Origin of the sequence: Thiomicrospira sp. (assembly GCF_014859555.1) — a bacterium.
GTDB lineage: Bacteria > Pseudomonadota > Gammaproteobacteria > Thiomicrospirales > Thiomicrospiraceae > Thiomicrospira.
The window spans coordinates 1-20943 of record NZ_JACUTY010000035.1 but is presented as its reverse complement, the minus strand read 5'-3'; the positions used below and the strand labels follow the sequence as shown (position 1 = coordinate 20943).

At 46.3% G+C, this 20943-nt stretch carries 19 protein-coding genes; 18 read left to right on the top strand and 1 reads right to left on the bottom strand.

What is annotated here, in order from left to right:
• Positions 1-301 precede the first annotated feature (301 nt).
• The 18 genes from IBX48_RS06855 (at position 302) to IBX48_RS06770 (ending at position 20232) form a co-directional block, all read left to right on the top strand.
• Positions 302-1174 (top strand): type II secretion system protein N, encoded by an 873-nt coding sequence (locus IBX48_RS06855; RefSeq protein WP_296832205.1) that lies wholly within the window; start codon positions 302-304, stop codon positions 1172-1174.
• Positions 1175-1237: 63 nt separating this feature from the next.
• Positions 1238-3265: a type II secretion system secretin GspD gene (gene gspD, locus IBX48_RS06850; protein WP_296832202.1), complete on the top strand. Its 2028-nt coding sequence runs from the start codon at positions 1238-1240 to the stop codon at positions 3263-3265.
• 2 nt (positions 3266-3267) lie between these two features.
• Positions 3268-4713: a type II secretion system ATPase GspE gene (gene gspE / locus IBX48_RS06845; protein ID WP_296832199.1), complete on the top strand. Its 1446-nt coding sequence runs from the start codon at positions 3268-3270 to the stop codon at positions 4711-4713.
• A gap of 10 nt (positions 4714-4723) precedes the next feature.
• Positions 4724-5944 (top strand): type II secretion system inner membrane protein GspF, encoded by a 1221-nt coding sequence (gene gspF, locus IBX48_RS06840; protein ID WP_296832197.1) that lies wholly within the window; start codon positions 4724-4726, stop codon positions 5942-5944.
• Between the two features lie 10 nt (positions 5945-5954).
• A complete protein-coding gene (gene gspG / locus IBX48_RS06835) occupies positions 5955-6392 on the top strand; it encodes a type II secretion system major pseudopilin GspG (RefSeq protein WP_296832195.1) in 438 nt (145 codons plus the stop codon).
• Positions 6393-6395: 3 nt separating this feature from the next.
• Positions 6396-6863 carry a prepilin-type N-terminal cleavage/methylation domain-containing protein gene (locus IBX48_RS06830; RefSeq protein WP_296832192.1) on the top strand — a complete coding sequence of 156 codons (468 nt, stop codon included), beginning with the start codon at positions 6396-6398 and terminating at the stop codon, positions 6861-6863.
• Positions 6856-7209, top strand: coding sequence for a type II secretion system minor pseudopilin GspI (gene gspI / locus IBX48_RS06825; RefSeq protein WP_296832189.1), 354 nt, complete (start codon positions 6856-6858; stop codon positions 7207-7209). The genes IBX48_RS06830 and gspI overlap by 8 nt, the downstream gene beginning before the upstream one ends.
• Entirely contained in the window at positions 7199-7795 is a 597-nt protein-coding gene (gene gspJ / locus IBX48_RS06820; RefSeq protein WP_296832186.1) for a type II secretion system minor pseudopilin GspJ, read from the top strand. The genes gspI and gspJ overlap by 11 nt, the downstream gene beginning before the upstream one ends.
• A gap of 1 nt (position 7796) precedes the next feature.
• On the top strand, positions 7797-8750 hold the full coding sequence (gspK, locus tag IBX48_RS06815) for a type II secretion system minor pseudopilin GspK (RefSeq protein WP_296832184.1): 954 nt from the start codon (positions 7797-7799) through the stop codon (positions 8748-8750).
• Entirely contained in the window at positions 8743-9804 is a 1062-nt protein-coding gene (gspL, locus tag IBX48_RS06810; protein ID WP_296832181.1) for a type II secretion system protein GspL, read from the top strand. Before gspK ends, gspL begins: the two co-directional genes overlap by 8 nt.
• A complete protein-coding gene (gene gspM / locus IBX48_RS06805) occupies positions 9788-10288 on the top strand; it encodes a type II secretion system protein GspM (protein ID WP_296832178.1) in 501 nt (166 codons plus the stop codon). Before gspL ends, gspM begins: the two co-directional genes overlap by 17 nt.
• A 2-nt stretch (positions 10289-10290) precedes the next feature.
• Positions 10291-11049 carry a type II secretion system protein N gene (gene gspN, locus IBX48_RS06800; protein WP_296832175.1) on the top strand — a complete coding sequence of 253 codons (759 nt, stop codon included), beginning with the start codon at positions 10291-10293 and terminating at the stop codon, positions 11047-11049.
• Positions 11049-12986 carry a S8 family serine peptidase gene (locus tag IBX48_RS06795; protein ID WP_296832171.1) on the top strand — a complete coding sequence of 646 codons (1938 nt, stop codon included), beginning with the start codon at positions 11049-11051 and terminating at the stop codon, positions 12984-12986. The genes gspN and IBX48_RS06795 overlap by 1 nt, the downstream gene beginning before the upstream one ends.
• Positions 12983-13558, top strand: coding sequence for a hypothetical protein (locus tag IBX48_RS06790; RefSeq protein WP_296832168.1), 576 nt, complete (start codon positions 12983-12985; stop codon positions 13556-13558). The genes IBX48_RS06795 and IBX48_RS06790 overlap by 4 nt, the downstream gene beginning before the upstream one ends.
• 275 nt (positions 13559-13833) lie before the next feature.
• Positions 13834-14784 (top strand): hypothetical protein, encoded by a 951-nt coding sequence (locus IBX48_RS06785; RefSeq protein WP_296832166.1) that lies wholly within the window; start codon positions 13834-13836, stop codon positions 14782-14784.
• A 467-nt stretch (positions 14785-15251) separates the two neighbouring features.
• Positions 15252-16709, top strand: coding sequence for an ice-binding family protein (locus IBX48_RS06780; RefSeq protein ID WP_296832163.1), 1458 nt, complete (start codon positions 15252-15254; stop codon positions 16707-16709).
• A 439-nt stretch (positions 16710-17148) separates the two neighbouring features.
• Positions 17149-18585 carry an ice-binding family protein gene (locus tag IBX48_RS06775; RefSeq protein ID WP_296832161.1) on the top strand — a complete coding sequence of 479 codons (1437 nt, stop codon included), beginning with the start codon at positions 17149-17151 and terminating at the stop codon, positions 18583-18585.
• 519 nt (positions 18586-19104) lie between these two features.
• Positions 19105-20232, top strand: a complete 1128-nt coding sequence (locus IBX48_RS06770) for an ice-binding family protein (RefSeq protein ID WP_296832159.1) — start codon at positions 19105-19107, stop codon at positions 20230-20232.
• A 92-nt stretch (positions 20233-20324) separates the two neighbouring features.
• Here the strand turns inward: IBX48_RS06770 and IBX48_RS06765 are convergent.
• Positions 20325-20943: HDOD domain-containing protein (locus IBX48_RS06765; protein ID WP_296832156.1), on the bottom strand; the 619-nt coding region annotated here is incomplete at its 5' end.

The following is a 20943-nucleotide window of genomic DNA, read 5'->3' as shown; positions in this document are numbered from 1 at the left end:
GGCTTTATCCTCATCGCCGGATTACTCGTCACCAAAATGAACCAGTCAGCTTAACTACTAGGCCTGATGGTGATTCGCTATTAAAATCTTGCTAGTTAAAACAGGACTTAAATACACAAAATCGAGCATGATGTGAGTTGCTTTAAACAAAATAAACCTCATTCGTGACACCCGTTCTCAAGTGGAATGTGTTTGCCTTAAGTTAGGTAAAAGCCTTAATGACACTATGTTTTTTGCGGATTTGGTATAAACTAATGGCCATTATTCCAATTAAGTAGTTTGGTGAGTGAAGAACATTCGGGTGTTAAAAATATTCAGTCATTTTGGGACTAATCAGCAAGTGCGTTTTTCTGCACTGTTGAGTTTGGTTTTGGTGTCTACCATTCTGTGGTTAAGTGGGGCTTGGTTGGCACAAAGTCTTGACCCGGTTCCCATCCCAAGTTTGCCCGAGCTTTCTCCCTCTTCTCAAGTTTCGGCTTTTACATCCGGTGTGCATAATTTGTTATATGGCGAAACCGATAAACCTATTTCTCAACAGAATCTATCTAGGGTTGCGTCTGAAAAACTGGCCGATACCCGTTTAAAACTACAGCTATTAGGCACCATCAAAACCGGTAAAGTCGGTGTGGCGATTTTAGCGGATGGCGGCAATACTTTGGTGGTGTCCGAAGGCGAACAGGTGATTAACGGTGTAGAATTGGTTGAGGTGGCGGCCGATTATGTGGTTTTGTTACATCGCGGCCAGCACGAACGCTTGGCGATGGAAGATCGCGTTGCCGGTCTGGTGACGGACGAGTCGGGTAACAAACTCACCGAATCGACGGAGGGCTTAAACCTGTCGAATGCTGAACAGCAGCGGTTGAAAAAAATAAATAACGAAATTCGTGAAAACCCAATGCGCATGGGCAATTATGTGCGCTTTAAAGGGGTAAAAAAAAATGATGCTTGGGTGGGGATTGAGGTGTCACCACGTCGCGAACACAAAATTTTTGAAGCGATGGGTTTAAAGCCCGGTGACCTAATCAAAAGTATTAACGGAGCCCAGATTCAGGAGTTGGCAGATGCGCCAACTTTGTGGAATCGTTTTTTACAAGAAAGCCGATTTGATTTGCAGGTTGAGCGCAACGGTCTGCTCGAAACCATTTCGGTCGATTTAACCAATATAACTGAGTAGTCGATGAAAAACGTTTGGCATAGAAATACAAAAATAACTTTAAGCTGGTTTTGGGCTCTGACGATGAGCCTGGTTTTGCTAACACCAGGCCTGGTGGTGGCCAACGAGCCGACACTTAAACAGAATTTTCGTGATGCCGAAATCGCCACCGTAATCGAAGCGGTGGCCAAAGCCACCGGCAAGAATTTTATTATCGACCCTCGTGTGCGCGGCAAGGTGACGTTAATCGCGCCAGAAGCTATGTCAGCGGATGCGTTATATCAAACCCTGTTGGCAATTATTAATGTGCATGGTTTTGTCGCCGTGCCAAGTGGTGATGTGATTAAGGTGATTCCGGCAAATTTAGCACGAGATCAATTGCCTTATGCGCGCGCGCAAGACAAGGGCGAAGCTTGGGTCACCGAAGTGGTAAAAGTTACCCATGTAGAAGCCTCAAAGCTGGTAGCGATTTTGCGGCCACTAGTGGCGCGTGAAGGGCATTTGGTGGCGATGGCGGATAGTAATCGTTTGATTGTGACCGATACGGTGGATGGTATTGATCGAATTAAAGCCATTTTAAAGCAAGTCGATATAAGAGCGGATACCGATTACGAGGTAATTGAAGTTAAGCACTCGCCTGCCGAGGCCATAGTTAAAACCTTAAAAGCTTTACAGCCTCAGGGTCAAACTAATGTCGCTAAAGTCACGTTTGATGAACGCTCGAATCGTATTGTGCTTTCTGGCGACGAACAATCACGCTTAATGTTGCGTGTGTTGGTGGCTGAGTTGGATATTCCGCTGTCGCAGGACGGCTCGGTGCAGGTTGTGTATTTACGCTACGCCAAAGCGTTGGATTTGGTGCCGATTTTAGAAAAGATGGCGACTAACCGATCCATGGTAGAGGGGGCGAGTTCTGAAGCAGGCGCGGCTGAGTCTCTGGCAACAAGCTTGGATGAAAAGAGCTTGAAAGAACGCGTGAGCATTGTCGCTGATGAACGCATGAATGCGTTAGTGATTAGCGCACCGCCAGCGATTTTGACAGGCTTAAGATCGGTGGTGAAGCAGTTGGATATTCGCCGCGCACAAGTGTTAATTGAAGCCATTATTGTCGAAATTAGTCAATCTAAACAAGCCGAACTTGGCGTTGAGTGGGCGGCGGCGGGACCGAGTGGGGTTGGTATGATTAACTTTAGCGGCACGATACCCACGATTTTAGGTAATGCGGGTAATCCAGCGGCGCAAGCCCAAGCTATAGGCCAAGGTGTAACAGCTGGATTCGGTCAAGTCAATTCAAGTAACCAGGGTTGGGGGGCACTGGTTCGCGCATTAAGCGGTGACTCTGAAGCCAATATTTTATCCACACCAACGTTGCTGACGCTGGACAACGAAGAAGCTGAGATAATTGTCGGGCGCGAAGTGCCTTTCCAAACCGGAAGTTATTCCAGCTCGGCCAATTCCGGCACCAATCCGTTCACCACGATTGAGCGTAAAAGCGTGGGCTTGAAGTTAAAAGTCCGGCCGCAGATTAATGAAGGCAACGAAATTCAGTTGGAAATAGATCAGGAAATTTCGGATGTGTTACCAAAAAGTGATGCAGTGGATTTGGAAACCTCTAAACGTCAGTTAAAAACCAATGTCATTGTTGGTGACGGCAATATGATTGTGCTGGGTGGTTTATTAAGTGAACGCGAAACCGAAGTTGCTCGTAGAGTACCCGGGCTGGGCAGTATTCCTTGGCTGGGTGCGCTGTTCCGTTACCAAGAAAGTCGTCGTGAAAAGGTCAATTTGATGGTGTTTTTGCGACCCGTAATTGTGCGCGACAACTTAATGAGCGATTACTATAGTCGCCAGAAGTACAACCATATCTATGAAGAGCAAGCCCAGATGTTAGAAGAAGACAGCGGTTTATTACGCGGGCTACGTCCTCAAATGCCGACAGTAGACGAGTGGGATCAGCGTAATCAAAAACCGAATGAGGCTCTGAGCCGTCAAGTATCCGAAGCCCCGCCAACGCCAGAGTCGCAAAACCCACCGCAGGCTGAAAAATCTGAGCCTAAAAAAGATAATCAACACCGTCGACGCGATAGTTCGCTTGAAGTTTTAGGGTTTTAGCGATGTTGCTACCTTTTGCGTTTGCCCGCAAGAACCGGGTGATTCTCGACAAGAATGATCAGGGTTGGGTGGTTTATGCCTTGGCTAGCGCTACCCCTTCGGCTTTGCTCGAAGTTCAACGATTTTTAGCCCACGACTTCCAGACTCAAATGGTTGCGGAGACCGAGTTCGAAAAACGATTGCAACGACTTTACGCCGATTCTCAAGCCCATTCGATGGAAGGCATGGACGAGTTTGAAACCGGTGACTTGCAATCGTTGGTGGCCGAGGTGTCTGAAACCCAAGATTTGCTTGATAGCCAAGACGACGCGCCGATTATCAAATTGCTCAACGCGATTTTCTCCCAAGCCATTCGCACCAATGCGTCAGATATTCATATCGAACCTTTTGAAACTCAGTTGCGTGTGCGTTTTCGTATTGACGGTCAGCTTAAAACGGTTTTAACACCCAAAGCGGGGTTATCTCCGATGTTGGTGTCGCGGATTAAAGTCATGGCAAAGCTTGATATCGCCGAAAAACGCTTGCCGCAAGATGGCCGTATCGCACTTAAGTTAGGAGGGCGAGCGGTGGACTTGCGTGTTTCGACCATTCCATCCAGTTATGGCGAACGCGTGGTGATGCGTTTGTTGGATAAAAGCGCTGGGCTGTTGGATTTGGCTGATTTGGGTATGCCAGCCCAAGTGTTTGAGTCAATTAAGAAAGTGCTCACCAAACCGCATGGGATTTTTTTGGTCACCGGGCCGACTGGCTCAGGTAAAACCACCACCTTGTATGCGGGTTTAAGCCGTTTAAATGATGCCCAGCGCAATATTATGACGATTGAAGACCCGGTGGAATACAACATTGATGGCATTAGCCAAACTCAGGTTAATGCCAAGGCGGATATGACTTTTGCAAAGGGTTTGCGCGCGATTCTGCGTCAAGACCCCGATGTGGTGATGATTGGTGAGATTCGAGATGTCGAAACCGCCGAAATTGCAGTGCAGTCGTCTTTGACGGGGCATTTAGTGTTGTCTACCTTGCATACCAACACCGCCGTGGGGGCGATTACACGTCTGCGCGATATGGGGGTGGAACCGTTTTTATTGGCCTCCAGTGTTGCCGCCGTGTTGGCGCAACGTTTGGTGCGCCGTGTCTGCCCGCATTGCAAACAACCACATCAAGCCGATGCCGCCGAATGCCAATTATTAGGCGTGGAATCCGCGCAAATCTACCGCGCCGAAGGCTGCGAGGAATGTAATCATACCGGCTACCAAGGTCGTCTAGGGATTTATGAACTGGTGCGGATTGATGAAACGATCCAGCAGATGATTCATGCAGACGCCTCTGAACTGGATATAGAACGTTACGCACGCCAGCACTCACCATCCTTGCAACAAACCAGTTTAGCGAAAGTACTCTCCGGCGATACCAGCCTGGAAGAAGTACTTCGTGTCACACAGGCTTAGGTGAAACACGATGCCGGTATTTGAATACAAAGCCTTAAGCGCAGACAGTAAACGTGAAAAAGGTTTGATGGAGGGCGACTCCGAGCGTCAAGTGCGTCAAGCCTTGCGCGATAAAGGCCTAACGCCTCTGTCATTAAAAGCCGTAGATAAAGCCGCGACCGATAAAAACGGCGAGCACCAGGCCTGGTTGAAACGTAAGATTTCGACCGCCGACTTGTCGTTGATCACACGCCAATTGGCGACTTTATTGCAAGCCGGTATGCCATTAACTCAATCCCTGCAAAGTGTCGCTGTGCAGGCGGAAAGTCGTATGATGCAGCGCTTTTTGACCAGTGTGCATAGCCAAGTCGCACAAGGTTATTCGTTGGCACAGGCTTTGGCGCAAACGCCTTTTAGCGTGGGGCAAGATTATATGGCGACCATTCATGCTGGCGAAGAAAGCGGCCATTTAGAAGCGGTTTTGTCACGTTTGGCCGATACAATCGAACAGCAAGAACGTTTGCGTAAAAAGGTACAAGGCGCGTTGATTTACCCGATGATGATGGTGGTGGTTGCGATCGCCATCGTATTCTTTTTGATGGCGTACGTGGTGCCCAAAGTCGTAACCGTGTTCGATAATATGAGCCAAACCCTGCCGCCGTTAACTCAGGGCATGTTGACGGTGAGCGACTTCGTACAGAACCAGACCTGGCTAATATTGTTTTCATTGTTAGCGTTGGTGCTGGGCTTTAAATGGCTGATGCGCTTTGAAAAATGGAAGTTTCGTTGGCACAATCTACTATTAAATACCCCCCTTTTAAAAAAGTTTTTAATCTATAACGCGGTCGCTAAATGGTCACGCACTCTTGGCGTATTGGTTGCCAGCGGGGTGCCGGTTAAAACCGCCTTGCATATCTCATCTCAGGTAATGACGCATTTGCCATTGCGCCAACGTGTATTAGAATTGGAAGAGTCGGTTCGCAAAGGCCAGGCGTTAAGTCAAGCCATGAAAGACAGCCGGGTGTTCCCGCCTTTGTTGCTAAACCTGGTGCAAACCGGCGAAAACTCCGGTCAATTGGACGAGATGTTGTTAAAAGGCGCATCGCATTATGAATACCAAGTCGAAACCAGTGCCGCCACGCTAGTGAGTTTACTCGAGCCATTGTTGATTATTACCATGGGTGGTGTGGTATTGATGATTGTATTGGCGATTATGTTACCCATTTTCGAAATGAATCAAATGTTGGGTTAAGGAGAAAATCATGCAAAATAAAAAAATAAAACACTATAAACAGGCCGGTTTTACGCTGATTGAGTTAATGGTGGTGGTGGTGATTTTAGCGATTTTGGCGGCGATTGCGGTGCCTATGTTAATGGATCGTCCGGATGAAGCGCGCGAGGTAAAAGTAAAACAGGATATCAGTGCGTTATCATCGGCTTTACAGCTTTATAAACTGGATAATTTCCGCTACCCGACCACCGATCAAGGCTTGGAAGCCTTGGCTTCTGAGCCAACTTCGGAACCTTTGCCAAGAAACTGGAAACCTTATATGGAACGTTTGCCGAAAGACCCTTGGGGTAATGACTATTTATATTTAAGTCCGGGTGAACATGGCCAGTTCGATGTCTTCACTTATGGTGCGGATGGAGTAGAAGGCGGCGAAGGGGCCGATGCGGATTTAGGCAACTGGAATATCTAATTGATGCCAACCACCTCACGCCAAAAAGGCTTTACCTTAATTGAGTTAATGGTGGTCGTGGTGATTATCGCGGTGGTGTTGGCGGCGGGTTTAATGTCGTTCGGCTCGCATGAAGGCAGCCAACTGCGTGCGCAATGGGCAAAAACCCAAGGACTAATCCAAACCGCATGTGACCAAGCCGCGTTTAAACAGCGTTTGGTGTTGATTGGCATTGATGAACAAGGTTTGAAAGTGTATTACCAAACCAACGGACAATGGACACAAGCCGACAATATTAAAACACTCAGTTGGTCGCCTGGTTTTGAAGTGCAATGGCGCACCGAGCCGACCATGCAAGAACGTATGCAATTGCCACAACCGGGTTGGTTGTGCTGGCCGGGTGGCTTGATCACCGAAGGTGAAATTCGCGCGGATGGTCAAATACTGGCCTGGGATCAGGCGTTAAAGTTTGAGTGGAGGCAAGATGATTAAACAGCAAGGCTTTACCTTAATTGAAGTTATGGTGGCGTTGCTAATTGTGGCGGTGGCCTTGGCGGCCTTAAGTCAAACCCTCGCGATGTTTGTGAATCAACAAGCGAGTTTGCCGGAACGCACTTATGCGGGTTGGATCGCACAGAATCGTCTAACGGAGTTGCAACATTCGGTGGGTGAAGAAGTCGAGCTGAAATCCAATACAAGCTTAGGTGGGCAGGAGTGGCAGACTGAAATCAGCCTAGAGCCGACCCCGATTCCTGGCATGATGCGTGCAACCGTTGAGGTGCGTTTACAAGGTTCTGAACATCTCGCAAATCGAATGGTGACGGTCGTTGGAAACTAAACACATTCAACAAGCGGGTTTCACACTTATCGAGTTGCTGGTGGCGATGGCGGTATCGGCGGTGATTGCAATTATGGCTTACCAAAGTATCGACAGTGCCGTGCGTATTACCGAGTCGTATGAACGACAACAACAAGATTTTAGCCAGTTGCAACGCACGATTTGGTGGTTGGAACAGGATGTTTTGCAAATGACGCCACGTCCGGTGTTGGATGAGTTGGGCTCGGTAATACCGGCCATGTTATTGCAGCCTCAACGTTTTGAATTGAGCCGAATAGCGCTTTATCCTACACCTCAATCTTCGGGTGGTTTAGTGCGTGTAGCTTATGTTTTGGATGCCGCGCAACTCTACCGTTGGGTGTGGCCAGTTTTAGATCGCACGCCGGACTCTAAACCCAATCGTCAGCTATTACTATCGGGCGTGGCGCGATTTGACGTTCGACTACTGGATCAACAGCAACAATGGCAAGGATTTTGGCCGCAGGAAGCCATGGCGTTAAATGCCTTACCAGGCCTGGTGGAAATCATGATTGAGTTGGAAGATGGTCGCCAGTTCCGGCGTTTATTGTCGGGTGTGGAGGGTTAGAATGCATCCTAAACGCCAAAAGGGTTTTGCCTTATTGACCGTGTTGCTGGTGGTGGCATTAGTGGCCACCATCGCCAGCAGTATTTTGTATCAACAACGCTTGGACATTCAGCGTAGCGCATTTATGTTGAACCAATCGCAAGCGATGGCGGTGGCGGCGGGTATTGATACCTGGGTCAAAAAAGGTCTGGCTTTTGATGCTTCGCAAAACCAAGTGGATCATTTAGCCGAAGCCTGGGCGCAGCCAATGTTACCGATGGAGTTTGAAGGCGGCGATTTGGGCGGGCAATTGCTTGATATGCAAGGCCGTTTTAACCTGAATAATTTAGCCGAAACCGATGAAACTAAACGCGAGGCTTGGCGCTCATTACTGGAACGTATTCTAACGCGGCAAAACTTAAATACCGATTGGGTTGCCCCGCTAATTGATTGGGTGGATGCTGATAATAACCCCATCCCCGGTGGCGCCGAAAGCGACACTTATTTATTGAAAAATCCGCCTTATCGTGCCGCGAATCAATTGATGGTGCTGGTAGACGAAGTACAATTATTAGAGGGGCTTAATCCAGCACAATTTAGGCAAGTCAGACCTTGGTTAAGTGCCTTGCCTAAAGTCAGCGCCATTAACGTTAACACTGCACCGGAGCCGGTTTTACTCGGGTTGGCCGAATGGATGAATCTGAGTTTGGTTCAAGCCTGGTTGGATGTTCGTATGACCGAACCGGCTAATGAAACCGCCGATTTTAGAACCTTTTTAGGTCAGATGGGCGGCGGCGAACAAAATCAAATCAATCAGGATTTACCGGATTGGATGATTACCACCCAAAGTGAATTTTTTCAGCTCGAAGGTTTGGTCGCTTATGGCGAAGCCAACTTAAATGCCCGAGCCTTGTATTATCGACAAGATCAACAGGTCAGCCTGTTACAACGATGGATAACCAACGCGGATGACTAATTCAGCAAAAAATCAGGGCTATATCACGGCGCAAGGCGAGTTGGTGTTGCCGCCATCGCAAACGCCAAACTGGGTTTGGGTGCCGACCGGCCAGCTCAATATTCTGACGCTTTTTGTGCCGGGTAAATCACGTGGTCAATGGTTAGAGGCACTGCCTTATGCGGTCGAAGAACAGATTGCACAACCGATTGAAGACGTGCATTTGGTGCCGCTTAATCGTCAATCCAATGGCGAGGTGACGCTGGCGGTGGTGGCCAAAACCCAAATGGCGAAATGGCTGGATAACTTAAAACAACATGGTCTTGAAACCACTCAACTGGTGCCAGATTGTTTTGCAGTGGCTTGGAACGCGCAAGACAATCAATGGTTGATCGCGGACTCCTTCACCAGGCCTGGTGATAAGCTGATTCGCAATGGCGATTTTTGCGGTATGAGTTTAGCGCAAGCGTTGGTTGAACCGACTTTGGCACTGGCGAATAGCGAGTCAGATATTACACTCCAAACCGGATCGTGGGTTGATGTAGCTAACTTATCGATTCGCGGGTTAGGGCTAAGAACCGGTGATTATGCAGCCAAAAAACAAAGCCATGCAAGCCTCAAATACTGGCGTTGGCCGGTGTTGTTATTAGTCGGCTTGTTGGTGTTGTCCGTGGTCAAATCTTGGTGGCAAGTTAATCGGATTGAACAGCAAGCCCAAGCTTATCAACAGCAAACTGACAACCTATTTAAACAACTTTTTCCAGAGATCAGTCGCATTGTGAATGTGCGGGTGCAAACCCAGTCTTTTCTAAAAAGCGCCCAACAGCAAAGCGAACAAACCGGCCCGGCTCAATTGTTAAAGCTTGTGGAATCGTCAATTTTAGCGAATAAAGCCATTAAACCTGGTCGGGTTGATTGGCAGAATGGTCAATTAAGTTTACAACTGATTGCACCCAATACCGACGCGCTCGACAAACTGGTAAAAGCATTAGAAGGCCAAGCCAAGGTGCGTTTGCAAATCCGCAATGTGTCCTCCGAACAAGCCGAAGGAGTGATTTATGTTAGCGCAGAATGAAGTTTGGCAAAGAGCCCAAGCCTACTGGCAAGGCTTGGCGGAACGCGAACGCGGCTTACTGAAAGCTTTAGCCGCTGTGTTGCTGATTTGGTTGGCTTATCAAGTTATGTGGGCTCCGCCACAACAGGCTTTAAAACAAGCTGAACAACGTTTAACCCAGGTTCAAAACCAATGGCATTGGTTAAATGATCAAGCACCGAAGGTACAAACCTTAAAAAAAGATTCGCAACCTAACTTAACCCAGTCGCAATGGATGGCCGAATTGCAAAAGTCGTTGCGTGATCAAAACCTTTTGCCGCAAGCGGAGTCAATTAAACCAATTAACCAAGGCGTACAGGTGCAATTTAATCAGGTCGACGCGCCAAGGTTTTTCCGTTGGCTGTCGGCGTTGGAAAGCCGCAATTTAATCGCGGATAAATTGCAAATCGAACCCTTGGAAACCGGTATTATTAAAGTCACACTCAGTTTTAAAGTGTTGAGCTAACGATGAAAACCACTCGAATTATTTTATGGGCTTTGTTGGCACTTGTGTTGTTTATCACAGCGTTTATGGTGCATTTACCGGCCGGTTTTGCGCTTAAACAAGTTGAACGCCAGTTACCACCAGGCCTGGTGCTTAGCCAAACGCAAGGCACAATTTGGCAAGGCCAAACACAAGTGCAATGGCAAGGCCATCATTTGGGTCAGGTGAGTTGGCATATTCAGGTTTTTAAACTGCTCACTGCCAAACTCGGCGCGCAGTTGCAATGGCGACTGGCTGGCGAATCACTTTATGCCGATATCGAACTCGGTCAACATCAAATGCAACTAGCGATTCCACAGGGTCAGGTTAATTTAACTCAGGCCGCCGCACCTTGGGTAAACCAGTTTTTCTTTTTGCGTGGGTTACAAGGTGATGTACATTTTCGCGAATTCAATGCAATAATAGATTTAGAGCAGCTTTGGCCAGAAACTATAGCCGGGCAGCTTGTTGTGACCGATTTTAAAGTAATGGATATTCAAATCGCCCAGCTAGAGATCACACCGAATCAAGCTGTACCGGGTAAAAAAATTGATGTCGTTATCCAAGCCGAAAACCAAGGCTGGCATTTAAGCGGACAGGCTGAATTGAATGCACCTAATCGTTATCAATATGAACTTAAGCTTCAGGCCGACTCAGCACAAAACTTCCCGGATTGGGCGGATATGATGATGCGCAAAACCTCGGCCACCCAAGCTCAAGCGCAAAAACAAGGGCAATGGTGATGAACGGCTGGCTAAAAGTATTAGGCTGGCTACCAGGCCTGGTGCTTTTGACTGGCTGTGATATTTTTTCTTCGAGTTCAGGTTCAGGCTCGGGCACACCTGATTTGGTTTCGCCCGCCGCCAACGAACCGATTACGGTGATTAACGATCCGTTATTCTCCTATCAATGGTATTTGTCAAACTCCGGCAGTTATGTTTTAACACCCACCACCGTTGCAACCCAAGTGGGTGAAGACATTTCTGCTTTGGCCACCGGCGCATCAAATCAAACCACCAATCCTTTCGATTATGCCCAAGGCTACACAGGCCAAGGTGTGGTGGTGTCGGTGATTGATACTGGTTTAGAAATCGTACATGAAGATTTATACCCCAATGTGCAAAAAAATGGTTCGTATAACTTCGGCTATCCGTTTAATGGTCTAGGCCAATATGACCCAACCATGTTATTGGGTGAAGACCACGGTACCAGTGTAGCCGGGCTAGTGGGGGCGCGTGGCGGTAATGGCATCGGCATGTGGGGGGTGGCGCCTGGGGTGCAATTAAAAGGGTTTAATTTTCTTAGTTACCAAGGCAATGATAACGAGTTTATTTCGCTAGGCCAACAAAGTAATGAAGTTACTAACAATCAAAATATCGATGTTTTTAATATGAGTTACGGTTCTAACCCGGTTACGGGCGGCTTAAGCGAATATGAAAAAATTCTCTTAGAGCACTTTGAATATGGTGCAACCCATTATCGCGACGCTAAAGGTTCAATTTATGTCAAAGCCGCCGGCAACGAATATAGCGGTGGTAATGTTTTTATTGATCAGCGTGAAAGCTGGTGTGATGCCGCCAAACTCAATAACATCACTTGTTATAACGCCAATATGGAGCCGCTCAATACCTCGCCTTTTTTAATCGCGGTCGGCGCATTTAATGCCAATGGACAACGCGCCAGTTACAGCAATACCGGCTCAGCCTTGTGGATTTCGGCACCGGGTGGTGAATATGGCTACGCCTATGAAAAAGATGGTGTGGTTGTTGAAGCGCAGCCCGCCATCTTAACCACTGATCGCTCCGGTTGTAATGCGGGTTACGCCAAATCTTCGTCTTTTCTTGCGTTTGATAAAGGCGAATACCAAGTGGGTAATAAAATGCTGAACTCAGAATGCAGTTATACCGCGATCTTTAATGGTACATCCTCTGCCACGCCGATTGTGTCAGGCGTCGCCGCGTTATTGTTACAGGCCAATCCTAGTTTAAGTGCCCGCGAAGTCAAACATATTATGGCTATGACGGCGCGTCAAATTAAGTCGACTGACATAGCACAAAATACGTTAACGCTTAATGATGGCTTCGTTACCCTCGAACAGGGTTGGGTTGAAAATGCGGCCGCTAGAAAGTTTAGTAATGCGTTTGGTTTCGGCGCACTTAATGTGCAAGCGGCGATAACCGAGGCGCTCAATTGGAAAAACCAAAACAAACAACTGGCCGAGCCGCAGGTCATCGCTTTAGACAAAGTGAGTTATAGCACAGATAACGAAATTCCCGATGCCTCGGCCACCGGTCGGACAAAGTCACAAGCCGTTAATCAAAGTCAGATTGTGGAAAGTGTTTTAGTTGAGTTAACGATTCAAGAACTTGATACCAATAACCCGATTGATGCATCCGATTATTTAATGCACTTAGTTTCACCCTCTGGCACGACGAGTGTGATTCAAACCCCATTTAATGCATTTCGGTCAGGTTATGACATTGACAATATGCGACTCCTCACACATGCTTTTTACGGCGAAAATTTAACCGGAAATTGGACACTTAAAATCTGGGATGTAAACGATCATCAAACGGAAGACTCAACGCCTGCAAACCCAATATATGACAACGCCATTAAAGCGCCAGGGCATGGCAAACTGACCGATTGGAAACTAACCTTTTACGGACGTGCAGAATGAAAATATTACGCCTAATTTTAACCTTGTTTATCGGTTTATACAGTCACCAGGCCTGGTCAATTAATGCCTGTACACCGCTGGCTGAAGCCGCCGGAAAAGCTTATCAATTCGCTGAAAAACACGTCGCTATTCGCATTAATCAAACCCCACCACCAGGCCTGGTGGTTAAACAAGTCGAACGCGTGGGTGTTTGGCATGTCTACCAAACCGATACCGATTTGTTTAGTCAAGTATGCGCTGCTTTGCCCTTAGACCCCAACAACGCTGTGCAAAACGCAGCCAATGCCCAACCACCAGGCCTGGTATATCCGGTTTTGCAAAACCGATTTAACCAACGTTTTGCCGTCCTAAATGGTCAGTTTTTAATCAAAGCCAACGACAACAACAAACTGCAACAATGGCAAAAAGACTTTAACCTTAAACGCATTCTCAGCCTTTACGATGGTGAGACGGCGGTATTCCAAGCCGCCGACCAACAAGACTTCGCCGAACTGCTTAACCAGCTTCAACGTCAGACAGGTCTAGTCTCCATTACGCCTCTACTCAGCGAGCAACGCTACCAAACTCGATAGTAAGCAGTTAAACACCTCCAGAATTTAAGCTTCGTTTTTTAATTGTAATGCGTTAATATTATTGTTGATTACTGCATATATAGTAGGGCACCTCTATTAACCCCCAATGAATTCTGGCAACGCCAAGTTTGTCAGATCAAGGCGAGAACGTGAAGGAATGTCTAGACCTTGCAAACGTTCACAACGCAGGGCATGTAAGTCCCGCAGAATTTTATTCGGGGTTAATCGAGGCGCCCAGTAGTATAAAAATAATAATTTAATTTATGAGGTTTATTATGAAGAGTCTGCTTAATTTGTTTTTTTTGATTAGTGTGTTCAGTTTATCCGGTTGTATTGGCTCGGATAGTGGCGGAGGTGATACTAAGACAGGAATTAGCTCAGTTACTTATACAGGTAAAACCGAACCAGCCACTTTTACCAGCGCTGCAGATGTGGACGCTTTATATCAAGAATACATGTCTTCAGGCACGGGAAGCATGGACGACACTTTTGATTTTTATAACACAATGAATTCTGGCTCAGCGACAACCAATAGTCCGGTTGTAAAGGCTTTATCAAAACTTGAACCGTCACGCTATACATTGAAAGCAACGCAGTCTATTAATGAATCTGCTCAGGGTGATTGTGGTGGTAGCGCCAGCGTTAAGGGGTCTTACGATGATGTAACGGGTTACTTAGACATCACCTTAACGACCAATAACTATTGTGAAACTTACTATAACTATGATTATGGAAACTATTCTGAAACTTACATGAATGGAAGTTTTAGGCTAAAGGGCAACCTTAATGAATTGGAGCTAACCTTTACCGCGTTTTCATTAAAAGACTTAACCGATGGTGTGCACGTAGAAATGGGTGGCAGCATGAAGATGGAAGCTGGTTCAGGTGTTTGGGAAACTCAAACAACGGCTAACTTTGTTGTGAAAGATTACATTCTAGACAAACAGTTTAAAATGCAAAATTATGTCATTGTCAGCAATTACTCATCTTTTGAAGAGAACGGCCGTTTATACCATTCTGATTATGGCTATGTGGATGTTGCAACCTTAGAAACTTTAGCTGATGATTGGTACCGTGAGTATCCAACAGCCGGCAAAATCAAAATCACAGGCACAAAAACCTATATCATCGAATATTCTTATGATACCTATACGATAGGTGAAGATATTAATGGCGATGGCTTGGTTGATGAAACTCCAGTGACGTTTGATAATCCAGCTACCTAAACACATTTAAGTCAAAAATTTGTTGTTAAACTAAGATTTGAAACCTTGTTAAGAAGCCGTAAATACATTTGTATTTGCGGCTTTTTTTGTTTTTACCGTCACCAGACCTGGTGAGGGTATGAGTCAAGTGAAAACGGCGGATAAAAAGCTGTGGAACTAGGTGATGGCCAACCATGCTAGTGAAGTTCGTAATCGACCCTTAGGTAAATTATTGATCTGAATACAAGTTAAGTTTGCTATTTGAAAATTTAAAGCCTATATTTGTAGTCTACCCTTCGCCGTCTAAGGCCTGAAAACTAGACGGAAAACCTCGAATAGTTCTTTTCGCAGCAGAACTCTCAATACAAGGTAGTTGAATAGTCTGATGTACCGAGGACTAAAGAGACATTTAGGCAAAAGCATATTTTGCCTGCCAAATATCTGGGCACACACTCGTCCACGATATTAAAAATCCTTGGAGAATTATCATGAATATGATTAAAAGCTACACTAGCCGTAGTTTATGGCTAGCTGCTCTATTGACGACGACGCTAATGTTAGGTTGCGATAATAACAGTGGTGATAGTATTTTCGGGAATAACACCCTGACTGTCCTTGAAACCGCACCAGCAGATACAGCTATAGATGTGGCACTTAATACTAATATAGTGGCTACTTTCAGCGAAGAAATGGATGAAGCTAGCATCACCACTACAAGCTTTACCGTAACAGGTCAAGATGAAGACGCATTAACGGGCAGTATTGTGTACGATGCAACTTCTAAAACGGCAACATTCGATCCTGACAGAAACCTTACCGCAAATACTGATTATACGGGTACTGTGACCACGGCCGTAGAGAGCGCCACCGGCGCATCATTGGCAACTAACTACGTTTGGTTGTTTACCACGGGTACCACTGTAGATGCTACCCCACCAACCGTAATTTCTACCGATCCGCTTGATACGCCTGCGGCTACGGATGTTCCACTTAACCGTAATGTAACCGCGACCTTTAGTGAAGCACTTGATCCGACTAGTGTTACCGATGTAACCTTCACCTTAAAAAATGGGACGACGTCTGTCCCAGGCGAAGTGAGCTATAGCAGCAAGGTAGCAACCTTTAATCCAACAGCCGATCTGGAACCCACTACGGTGTACACCGCTACACTCACGACCGGTATTAAAGATGTGGTCGGCAATGCCATGGCGGCAGATAAGGTTTGGACGTTTACAACCGGCGATACGACAGCAATTGCGCAAGGACCCGCTCCAGTTAATCTAAGAACGGCTGGCGACTTTGTCATATTGTCAAAAACTGGTATTACAAACGTGCCTACTTCAGCTATTACCGGTGATATCGGTTCAAGCCCAATTACGGCAGCAGCAATTGATGTTACCTGTGTAGAAATGACAGGATTTATTTACGGTGCAGATGCGGCCTATACTGGTGACGGTACGGTTACTTGTTTTAAAGGACTGCCCGCTGATAATACATTGGTCGCGAATGCGGTTCTTGATATGGGCGTAGCTTATACCGATGCGGCTGGCCGAACAACGCCTGATTTCACGGAACTTCACGCAGGTGATATTAGTGGTCAGACACTGGTTCCGGGTCTTTATAAATGGGGCACCAGCGTTTGGATCAATACTAACGTCACGCTTGATGGTGGCCCAGAAGATGTTTGGATTTTCCAGATTGAAGGGAACATTATTCAAGCTGAAAATACGAACGTGTTTTTAACTGGTGGAGCCGTGGCTAAGAATGTTTTTTGGCAGGTCGCGGGTGGTGTAGGTGTTGATATCAATACAACCGCTACTTTCCGGGGCGTTATTCTGGCTGAAAAAGCGATTAATTTAAAAACCGGCGCAACGGTTAATGGTCGACTGTTATCTCATACTGCGGTGACATTGCAAAGTAATGCGGTGACAGAACCAGCTGATTAAGATTTGCGTTTTAATCTACATAACTAAGTGCTAAGTGGCAAAATTAAAAGGGTTCAAATTTTAATTGAACCCTTTTTTATTTGTTTCCAGCAGGTCTGGTTAAGCGGGTTGAACGACGTATTGTTTTAGAAAGGCTTGCGTAAGCCATACGATCAAATCTTTTAAGCTGGTAGTGTATAAATTATTGATTTTTAAAATAAATTAAGTTTGCAATTTGCAAATTTAAAGCCTATATTTGAAGTCAACCCTTCGCCGTCTAAGGTCTGAATACTAGACGGAAAACCTCTAATAGTTCTTTTCGCAACAGAACTCTCAATACAAGGTAGTTGAATAGTCTGATGTACCGAGGACTAAAGAGACATTTAGGCAAAGCACATTTTGCCTGTCAAATATTTGGGCATTAATTTGTCCAGAATATTTAAAACCTTGGAGAATTATCATGAATATGATTAAAAAATACCGAAGCCGTAGTTTATGGCTAGCGGCGCTTTTGATGGTCGCGACCATGGCGGGTTGCGATAGCACGAGTAGCAGTTCGAGTGATGCTGAAGTTCCGATTGTGGTTAAAACAGTACCGGTAACTGAGGCTGTAGATGTGGTACGTAATACAAATGTGGTTGTCACGTTTAGTGAAGAGATGGATGACACAAGTATTACAACGGATAGTTTTACCGTAATAGGTCTAAACGAGGACGCATTAATTGGCACAATTGTGTACGATGCGGCCTCTAAAAGTGTGAGCTTCGACCCAAACAGATCTTTCACAGCTAATACGGTTCATACCGCCACGGTGACCACAGCGGTAAAAAGTGCTGACGGCATATCCATGGAAGAGGGCTATGTCTGGACTTTCACCAGCGGTGACACTCTAGATATTGCTCCTCCAACCGTGGTTTCTACTGATCCACTTGATGCGGATACAGATGTTCCACTTAACCGAAGTGTAACCGCGACCTTTAGTGAAACACTTGAGCCCTCAAGCGTTAACAGTTTAACTTTCACCTTGAAAAAAGGCAGCACGCTTGTTCCGGGTGCGGTCAGTTACGACAGTAAAGTGACCACGTTTAATCCAACCGATGACCTGGATGCTAGTACGGTGTATACCGCTACGTTAACCACGGGCATTAAGGATGTGGCAGGTAATGCTTTGGCGACAGCTAAGGTTTGGAGTTTTACAACAGGCGCAGCACTTGCTGTTGGACCAGACCCGATTAACCTTAGAACCGCTGAAAATTTTGCAATCGTAACAGCAACAGGTATTACCTCGGCTGATGGAACAGCTTCAATAACGGGTAATATTGGTGCGAGCGGTATTACAGGCGCATCTATTACTGTGGCCTGTACTGAGTTAGTTGGTGGTTCTGAAGTTTTCACCGATGATGCTAATTATGCGGGTGCTACGTGTACTTCAACGGATAAGACGGCCGCTGGTATCGCACTAAGCGATGTACTTGCTGCATATACCAACGCTTCTGATCCGGCTACACCTGCTGGTGTAGGTGCATTCCTGAACATTGGTGCTGGAACGGTGGCGACGCAAACACTGGCTCCAGGTGTTTATACTTGGGGGGGTAATGTAACATTAACAGGCGACATTACTCTTGATGGTGGTGTGAACGATGTTTGGGTTTTCCAAATTGACGGCACATTAAATACAAGTTCAGCCATTATTCTTGCAGGTGAAGCCCAGGCCAAAAACGTCTTTTGGCGAGCATCTGAGGTTGTTACACTCGGAACTGGCGCGCAGTTTAAAGGTATCGTATTGGCTAAGACCAGAGTGGATCTTATAACCAGCGCAACCATAGAGGGCCGATTGTTGGCGCAGACTGCAGTCGGTCTTGGTTCAGCTACGGTAGTGGCACAGCCAGCTGAATAGGCTTTGCGTTATAACCTATAAAAGCTAAGTGACAAAATTAAAGGACCCAATCGGGTCCTTTTTTTGTTTATAGGTTCAACCACCAGGCCTGGTTATTCTGGTCGCAAAACCTGTTTTAGCGTACGCCGCCGCAGGTCGGCAGCGTTTATTTTCGGATGGTATTTTGCACCCGAGCGTAAAAAGGCGAGGTAAAGCCTGACAATATGCCACGGCTTGCTGTTCGTTTTGTTCTAAGAGTCTTGCGTACTGAGTACTTTTTGATTTATTTGACTATTTAATTCGCTATTTGCAGGTTTAAAGACTATAGTTGTGCGCTCTCCTCCAGTCGTCTGAGGCCTTTGTACTAGACGGCAAATCTCGAATAACTCCTTTTCGCAGCATAACTCTCAATACAAGATAGTTGAAAAGTGTGGTGTGGCACGAACAAAAAGAGACTCTTAGGCAAAACTAAAAGTTTTTGCCAATCAAATATCTGGGCATTAAATCCGCCACGATATGAAAACTCCCTGGAGACCTAATATGAATACGATTAAAAAATACACGGGCCGTAGTTTATGGCTAGCCGGTTTAATGATGACTACGCTGATGGCTGGTTGTCTTGGTGGCGGCGGAAGTAGCAGTGCCCCCATCAGTGATGAAGACGGTCTTGCGGCTTCTAAAGTGGCCTCTACCAATCCTGCAAATGGCGCCGTTGATGTTGCTCTTAACCGAAGTGTGATTGCTATTTTTGATGAAGACCTAGATCCAACTAGCGTTACCGACGAAAGCTTTATCCTGAAGCTTAATAGCGCGAAGATTGGCGGTACGGTCACTTATAGTGAAAAAGTGGCGACTTTTACGCCAACTAGTAACCTTGAGGCGGGTCAAGAATATACCGCGACCCTAACAACCGGTATTATTGACTTGACTGGCAAACCACTGTCAGCTCAGTATGAGTGGAGTTTTACGACGGGCACCACGGTTGCAGCTGGACCAGCTCCGATAAACCTTGGCACCGCCAAAAACTTTGTGATTATGACGGCTGCTGGGATTACCTCGGCTGATGGATCGGCAGCAATCACGGGTAATATTGGTACGAGTGGCATTACGGGTGCATCAATTACAGTAGCCTGTACTGAACTGGCTGGTGGATCGGAAGTTTTCACGGACGATGCTGCGTATCCCGGAGCTACCTGTACTTCAACGGACAAGACTGGCGCTAGTATCGCATTGGGTGATGTGCTTGCGGCTTACACTCAGGCTTCTGATCCAGCTACTCCAGCTGGTGTAGGTGCGGCTCTGAACATTGGTGCTGGTACAGTAACGGCTCAAACATTTGAGCCTGGTGTCTACACTTGGGGTGAGAATGTAACTATCACCGGCGAAATTACGTTGGATGGTGGTGCGAATGATGTTTGGGTATTCCAGATTGGTGGCACACTTGATACAAATCAGGCTATTACCCTTACAGGTGGTGCAGTCGCCAAAAATGTATTTTGGCGTGTAGCGGATGTCGTTACTTTAGGTACAGGTGCACAATTTAAAGGTGTCATCTTGGCTAAAACCAAAGTTGATATGGTAGCCAGCTCAACAATACAAGGAAGATTGCTGGCTCAGACTGCAGTCAACCTTGGTTCGATTACGACCGTAACCCAACCAGCTGAATAAGGCTTGCGTTAAAGTCTATAAAAGCTAAGCGATAAAACTAAAGGACCCAATTGGGTCCTTTTTTTGTGGGTAGATTTAACCACCAGGTCTGGTTATTCAGGTTTAAAAGCTTGTTGGGCGTATTGCATGGCAAGTAGGTAACGTTGGGTGAGTTCGGTCAGTGGCGCGTCTTTGGGCCGCTCAAAATCTAATTGACATTGTTCGAGTGCTTTGACGGCTTTTAAGGTTTGGCACATGGCGTTATTGGTTTGCCCTAGCAAGGCTTCGAGTAGGTGGTCGTCGTCTAAACCTAGTTGTTCTAAAATTTCTTCTAATGGACGATCCATTAAAGCATCCAAGGTCGAAAACAGCCCAACCGTAAAATATTGGTCTCTTTGTGGGTCTTGAATTAATTCGCTCACCAGTTCGCAGAACTTGGCTCGGGTTAACGCGAGTGTAAATAGTTCGCAAGGTTTATCGTTCATGCTGGTTAAGGCGACCAGCCCAACCCAGTTACGCAGTTTTTCTAAACCACTTCGCATCACCGCATTTTGAATGGAGGTGATGGGGTATTTGGATGGCGCATTTTGGTTTATAAACACCAGCAGTTTTTGGCTGAGTGACACATCGTGTGTAATGATTTTGCTGAGCTCGCTCAAGTTAATATTAGGTTGGTAGATTTTGCTGAGAAGCTGTAATACCGATAACTTATTAGCCGGTAAACGTTGACCT

What these genes read in the sequence shown, in the direction of transcription:
- IBX48_RS06780 (WP_296832163.1), top strand. Translation starts at nt 15,252, where the DNA reads ATGAATATGATTAAAAGCTACACTAGCCGTAGTTTATGGCTAGCTGCT.
- IBX48_RS06830 (WP_296832192.1), top strand. Translation starts at nt 6,396, where the DNA reads ATGCCAACCACCTCACGCCAAAAAGGCTTTACCTTAATTGAGTTAATG.
- IBX48_RS06785 (WP_296832166.1), top strand. Translation starts at nt 13,834, where the DNA reads ATGAAGAGTCTGCTTAATTTGTTTTTTTTGATTAGTGTGTTCAGTTTA.
- gspL (WP_296832181.1), top strand. Translation starts at nt 8,743, where the DNA reads ATGACTAATTCAGCAAAAAATCAGGGCTATATCACGGCGCAAGGCGAG.
- IBX48_RS06795 (WP_296832171.1), top strand. Translation starts at nt 11,049, where the DNA reads ATGAACGGCTGGCTAAAAGTATTAGGCTGGCTACCAGGCCTGGTGCTT.
- gspE (WP_296832199.1), top strand. Translation starts at nt 3,268, where the DNA reads ATGTTGCTACCTTTTGCGTTTGCCCGCAAGAACCGGGTGATTCTCGAC.
- IBX48_RS06775 (WP_296832161.1), top strand. Translation starts at nt 17,149, where the DNA reads ATGAATATGATTAAAAAATACCGAAGCCGTAGTTTATGGCTAGCGGCG.
- gspG (WP_296832195.1), top strand. Translation starts at nt 5,955, where the DNA reads ATGCAAAATAAAAAAATAAAACACTATAAACAGGCCGGTTTTACGCTG.
- gspF (WP_296832197.1), top strand. Translation starts at nt 4,724, where the DNA reads ATGCCGGTATTTGAATACAAAGCCTTAAGCGCAGACAGTAAACGTGAA.
- gspD (WP_296832202.1), top strand. Translation starts at nt 1,238, where the DNA reads ATGAGCCTGGTTTTGCTAACACCAGGCCTGGTGGTGGCCAACGAGCCG.
- gspN (WP_296832175.1), top strand. Translation starts at nt 10,291, where the DNA reads ATGAAAACCACTCGAATTATTTTATGGGCTTTGTTGGCACTTGTGTTG.
- gspK (WP_296832184.1), top strand. Translation starts at nt 7,797, where the DNA reads ATGCATCCTAAACGCCAAAAGGGTTTTGCCTTATTGACCGTGTTGCTG.
- gspM (WP_296832178.1), top strand. Translation starts at nt 9,788, where the DNA reads ATGTTAGCGCAGAATGAAGTTTGGCAAAGAGCCCAAGCCTACTGGCAA.
- IBX48_RS06770 (WP_296832159.1), top strand. Translation starts at nt 19,105, where the DNA reads ATGAATACGATTAAAAAATACACGGGCCGTAGTTTATGGCTAGCCGGT.
- IBX48_RS06790 (WP_296832168.1), top strand. Translation starts at nt 12,983, where the DNA reads ATGAAAATATTACGCCTAATTTTAACCTTGTTTATCGGTTTATACAGT.
- gspI (WP_296832189.1), top strand. Translation starts at nt 6,856, where the DNA reads ATGATTAAACAGCAAGGCTTTACCTTAATTGAAGTTATGGTGGCGTTG.